Source organism: Nonomuraea aridisoli (genome assembly GCF_003236395.1).
In the GTDB taxonomy this organism is placed as follows: domain Bacteria; phylum Actinomycetota; class Actinomycetes; order Streptosporangiales; family Streptosporangiaceae; genus Nonomuraea; species Nonomuraea aridisoli.
Genome location: NZ_POUD01000422.1, coordinates 1 through 5,341 on the forward strand (window position 1 = coordinate 1; position 5,341 = coordinate 5,341).

4 protein-coding genes are annotated in these 5,341 nt (G+C 69.6%); all 4 read right to left on the reverse strand.

The annotated features are described in order from the left end of the window. Positions 1-722 precede the first annotated feature (722 nt). Complete coding sequence (locus C1J01_RS45880; RefSeq protein ID WP_111185287.1) at positions 723-1,541, reverse strand: type II secretion system F family protein; 819 nt, start codon at positions 1,539-1,541, stop codon at positions 723-725. Positions 1,542-1,889: 348 nt separating this feature from the next. Then, entirely contained in the window at positions 1,890-2,606 is a 717-nt protein-coding gene (locus C1J01_RS45885) for a type II secretion system F family protein (protein WP_111185288.1), read from the reverse strand. A 310-nt stretch (positions 2,607-2,916) separates the two neighbouring features. After that, positions 2,917-3,129, reverse strand: coding sequence for a hypothetical protein (locus C1J01_RS45890; protein ID WP_111185289.1), 213 nt, complete (start codon positions 3,127-3,129; stop codon positions 2,917-2,919). A 39-nt stretch (positions 3,130-3,168) separates the two neighbouring features. Next, positions 3,169-4,332: a TadA family conjugal transfer-associated ATPase gene (locus C1J01_RS45895; protein WP_235855117.1), complete on the reverse strand. Its 1,164-nt coding sequence runs from the start codon at positions 4,330-4,332 to the stop codon at positions 3,169-3,171. Positions 4,333-5,341: the final 1,009 nt, after the last annotated feature.

Here is a 5,341-nt window from a genome sequence, read left to right on the forward strand (position 1 = left end):
AGTCCAGGGTCGCCGAAGCGGGGTGGCGGGCGCTGACCCGAGCGCCGTTCTGTGGATAACTCGGCTGGGCGGGGTCGCGTGCTGTGGATGAAGCTTGGAAATCCGTCGGCAGGGCCGGGGTCCGCTGTCGGTGACATGTGGCGGGCCTGTGGACAGACCCTGGCCTCTGGCGGCATATGGCGCGCCAGCGCCGGACAGGACAGCGAGCTGCCGACGCTTCTCAGCACGGCGACTGGCGGGCGCTGTTGCCATGGAGCAACGGTCGGCCAGCGGCTGTCCTCCAAGGGCGGCGATCGGCCTCGGTCGCGAGGTCGCGGGGTCGCCAAGGACGCGGGGTCGCGAAGGCCGCGAAGGACGCGGAGCTCGCGAGGTCGTGAAGGACGACCGTCGGCGCGAAGTTCTGACCTCGTCGCACCGCCGACACCGCGGCCCTGACTCTCCGAACGATGACGGCAGGGCGAGGGACGCCTGTTGACCAGTGCCAGACAGTCGAGGGCGCAAGCGCCTGAAGGGCGACGACCGTCGAAAGATCGCGGCTACCCGTCAATCGCTTCCTGAAGGGTTGAGGGACATCCGCCGGTCAGCTGCTCGGAGCGAAGGGCGACTTCTTGCAGCGGTGGTTGCCGTGCTCGCAGCGGTGGTGTCGGTTCCGACGATCACTGCCTGCCGCGTATCGGAATGCGTCGCAGGTTGTTGCGTTCAGGGGTGGCTCGCGGAGCGGTCTACGGGAGGACGATGGTGGAGGCCAAGCCGGCTATGACCGGGATGATGCCGAGCAGGACGAAGGCCGGCAGAAAGCACAGGCCCAACGGAGCAACGGCCTTCACGCCGACGCTTCGCGCCGCGGCGACGGCTGCTGCCCTGGCGGCCTCACGGGCGTCGTCCGCCAGCCGGGTCAGTACGTCCGCCACAGGGGCACCGCTCTGAGCCGCTCGGCTCATGGCTCGGGCGAGCTGTCCGGTGGCTGGGTCCTTAGCGAGGGCGGCCCAGGTTGGTTCGGGGTCGGCGCCCAGACGTAGCTGGCTGCTCACCCAGGTGAGGCGGCGGCCGAGGGGGCCGCCGACCGCATTCGCGGCGATCTCGGTGGCGGCGCTCACCGGTCGTCCCGCGAGGAGGCAGGCGGTCATCAGGTCAGCGGCGAACGGGAGGTCCGCGGTGATGCGCCGGCGCTCTTGCCGGACGTGGTCCGGTTCCTGCCGGTGAAGGAACGCCGCGACCGCCGGGGTGATGAGCAGTCCGACTACGGCTCCCGCGTAACCGCCGATGAGGAGTGCCGACAGAAGACCGGCGGCTCCGGCGGTGAACACCGTTTTGCGAGTCAAGCGGTGTGGGTGTGTGTCAGCGGATTGCAGCCACGCCGGCTGCTGCGGCTCGTCCTCTGCGGCAGGAACGCCTTGCGGTTCTTCCAGGCTGGCGCGATGCCGCGCATACGCAGGAGTGGCCGAACACAGCCGGGCCAGGCGTTCCGCCGGTGTCCTGGGTGACAGCCAGAGCCAGGCGGCTGCGCTGGCGCACAGCACGGACAGGAGGATCTGGAGCATGGAGGATCCGAATCTATGAGGGTGTTGCGAGCGCGGGATGACGGTTTGCTGCCGGAGGGCGGATGCGAGAGGAGGGCGGAGACGGCGGGAGGATCCAGCTCCTCGCGACCAGCCTTGAACCCCCGCTTCCGAGTGACCCGCCGGGAGAGCAGACACCCTTTCGGCGATCGGGCCAACGGAGCAGGCACCGCCCACGGCCGAAATCAAGCCATCGGACGATGGGCACCGAAACGGCACCATCTGAGTGGTCTAGGCGGCCGCGCAAGCAGGGTCTCCGGCCAAGGTCCGGAAGGAACGGCCCTTGGGAGGTGGGCCGTTGGGAAAGCCTGGGCGGGATCAGGTAGCCGCTCAGGTCTGGGCTTTGGTGGCCATCCGGTTGGTCCACCAGAGGCCGCAGGCGTCGAGGGCAACCCCTGCGAACAGGCACATGAGCCCTGGGAGGCTCCCGAGCAGGAAGTCGAGGGGACGCATGTTCAGGGCTCCGGCCATGAGGAGTCCGAGTGCCGGGAGGAAGGCGAGCATGCGGGCTGTGGTGCGAGGGCCTGCCAGTTGGGCCGCGACGTCCTGGCGGTGAGCTTGGGCGGCGCGTTCGGTCTGCGCCACGCGGTCGACCAGTGCGGCCATACCGGCGCCCACCGTAGTGCCGACCTCCCAGCACGTGGCCAGCCGGCGCAGGCCCTCCCCACCCTGGGATGGCGCCGAGGAGAGGAGCGCGGCCGGGACGTCGCCGCCGTCTCTGGCTGCGGCGATGACCTGGCGCATGGCGTCGGGGTCGGGGAAGTCCACTGCGGTGACGGCCCTGGTGAGGGCCTCGCTCGGTGTACGGCCTGCGGACAACTCCGCCGAGAGGGATTGGCACAGCTCGATCGACGCGCGTCGCCAGGCGTCCGCGCGGCGGCCGGGGCTGGAGCGGGTGAGCATGCTGCTCAGCGAGCGCCGGTAGGGGTCGGGGCGTGTTGTGAACGGTCGCAGGAGGCGGCTCAAGCGGGTCGTGGCCACGTCGGGGCCTGTCCACAGCCAGACGGCAAGACCTGTGGACAACGCGGCTACCAGTGCGCTGGTCATGATCGATCGCGTTCCTTCGATGACGTTGCTGGGGGCTGATCAGCGTTTGGTCCCTGGCGGTATCGCACGCTGGTTTCTCCATTGCGGTGCGGGAATCCCTGATCAGGGCCTTCCCGCGATGGCGTCCGCACGCTGGACAGCGTCGCTGCCATGACGGTGTCCGAACTCCGATCAAGCTCCTCTCCCGCCATAGCGTCCGGACGCTGACCGTTCCTGCCATGGCGGTGTCCGGATGCCCACCAGGGCCCATGGCGATGTCCGACGCCAATCTGGAGTCCTCCCCAACGTCCGCACGCTGACCAGCGTTCTTTCAATGGCGGTGATCAATGTTGGCGTCGAGGACAGCTGCTTGGGGCTGGCCTTGGTGCGGCACGGCGAGCGCTCCGGGGTCCGTCACGGTGCCAGGGCTGGCGAAGCGGTGCCCGCTGTCCTGCGGCGCATCTTTCATCGTGGTGAGTGCCTTCTGGTAGAGCCACCCCAATTGGAGGTCCTCTTCAGACGTGACTGTCCGAGCGATGATCAACGCTGCTCCTTGGCGGTTTTCGCGTGGATCAACGGTCGTTCACAGACGATCTGATCCGTGCGGTGGTGTCAGGAGGGCTCGCCGGGTTAGGGCTTCGTAGCCGGGACCGGGGCGGGTGCGGCCTGCGGTGTCGAACGTGAGGGCGGGAACCGCCTCCACGAAGCCGGATGGCGTCCGGTGGAGCAGGCAGATCTCGGCGATGCGTCTTCGCCCGTCAGGGCGACTCCGGGTGAGGTGGATGACGGCGTCGAGGGCGGCGGCGAGCTGGCTGTGGACGGCCTCTCTGCTCAGCCCGGCCGCGCAGCCCAGTGCCTCCAGGCGAGGTGGTACGTCGGCTGCGGTGTTGGCGTGCAAGGTGCCGCAGCCGCCTTCGTGGCCGGTGTTCAGGGCGGCTAGGAGGTCGACCACCTCGGCTCCGCGTACTTCACCGACCACCAGGCGGTCGGGGCGCATTCTGAGCGCCTGCCGTACGAGGTCGCGCAGGCCCACTCCTCCTGCCCCCTCCAGGTTGGCCGGACGGGTCTCGAGGCGTACGACGTGTGGGTGGAGTGGACGGAGCTCGGCGGAGTCCTCCACCAGCAGGAGACGTTCGCCCGGGTCGGCGAGGGAGAGCAGGGCGGACAGAAGGGTTGTTTTGCCGGTGCCGGTGCCGCCCGTCACGAGGAAGGCGAGCCTGGCGGTGACCATGGCGGTGAGTACGGGGATCGCCGGCGGGGCGATGGTGCCCGCCGAGAGGAGGTCGGTCAGGGTGAACGTACGTCTTGGCGGCAGGCGGAGGGAGATGCAGGTGCCGCCGGAGGCGACTGGCGGCAGCACCGCATGGAGGCGGACTCCTCCTGGCAGGCGGGCGTCGACGTAAGGTGAAGCGTCATCGAGTCGCCTGCCGGCTGCGGTGGCCAGGCGTTGGGCCAATCTGCGTACGACTCCGTCGTCGGCGAAGGTGACCGGCGTGCGGCGCAGGCCGGCGCCGTCGTCCACCCACACCTCACGGGGGCCGTTGACCAGGACGTCGGTCACGTCGGGTTGGGCGAGCAGGGGTTCGAGAGGGCCGGCGCCGATGAGGTCGGCGCAGAGGGCCCGGGCCACCGCCAGGATCTCCGCGTCGCCGTAGACGGCCTTCTCGGCTCTGAGGGCAACGGCCACCTGTGCTGCGCTGGGCTCCACGCCGGTCCGAGCGAGGCGTACACGGACGGCTTCCACCAGTTCAGGGGAAACGCGTGCAGGGCCAGTGGGAGCTGGGGTCACGGCCGTAAAGGCCTCGGGTACAGAGGTGCGAGGTGCACCAGGTGCAAATACTCCCGGTGCAGGGGCTCCGGGTGCAGGGGCTCCGAGTGTCGGGGCGCCGGGTGCAAGCGGCGTGGACGAAGAGGCAGTGGTCGAAGTAGCCGCACGTGGAGGCGCTGCTGAGCTCGCTGCGGAGTGGCCGGCAATGCGGGTCGCGTCCGGACGCGCAGAGACTGCCCCGGGGCTTGCCGAGACCCTTATGGTACGCGCCGGCGCATCGGTGGGATGCGCGGGAACCGCCGCCGGCCGGGCGGGAACCACTGCGGCACCCGCAGGGACCTCCTGAGGTCGTCGAAAAGCGACCGTGGGATCCGCAGAAGCCACTGTGGGGACCGCCGTAGGCTGCGGGAAAGCCGCCACGCCATGCGCGGTGCCCCTTCCGGAACGTGTTGGGACGGGTCCGGGATACGCGGAACTCATCTCCGGACGACCAGCGACCGCACCTGGATCCGAGGGGACCCCTTCGGCAGCGCGTCCGATGACTGTCTCCGGAAGCGCGGAGGTCGCTCCTGGACGCGCGGAGACCGGGACTGGATGCTCATGGACTGCTCCTGGATTTGCCGGACCTCTTGCAGCAGCACGCGTGGTGACCATTTCCGGACGCACGGAGACCGGTCTCGGACGCGCAGGGTCCACTCCGGGATGCGATGAGAGCCTTTCGGCACACGCGAACGCCGACTCCGGAGATGCGAGAACCGTTCCCGGACGCGCGGAGGCCGCGTTTGCGGGGGCCCCTTCGGCACGTGCTGTGACCGTCTGGGGAAGCGATGAGGCCGTTTCCGGACGTGCGGAGGTCGCCCCCGGTTGCGTTGTGAGCGTTTCGGTTGCCGGGACCGACTCTGGGCGTGCGGAGCCTGCTCCTGGTGGCGGTTTGCGCCGTTCGGGGTGCGCAGGGACCGGGCCGCAGGGGGCGGAGACCACGGTGGGG

What these genes read in the sequence shown, in the direction of transcription:
- C1J01_RS45885 (WP_111185288.1), bottom strand. Translation starts at nt 2,606, where the DNA reads ATGACCAGCGCACTGGTAGCCGCGTTGTCCACAGGTCTTGCCGTCTGG.
- C1J01_RS45880 (WP_111185287.1), bottom strand. Translation starts at nt 1,541, where the DNA reads ATGCTCCAGATCCTCCTGTCCGTGCTGTGCGCCAGCGCAGCCGCCTGG.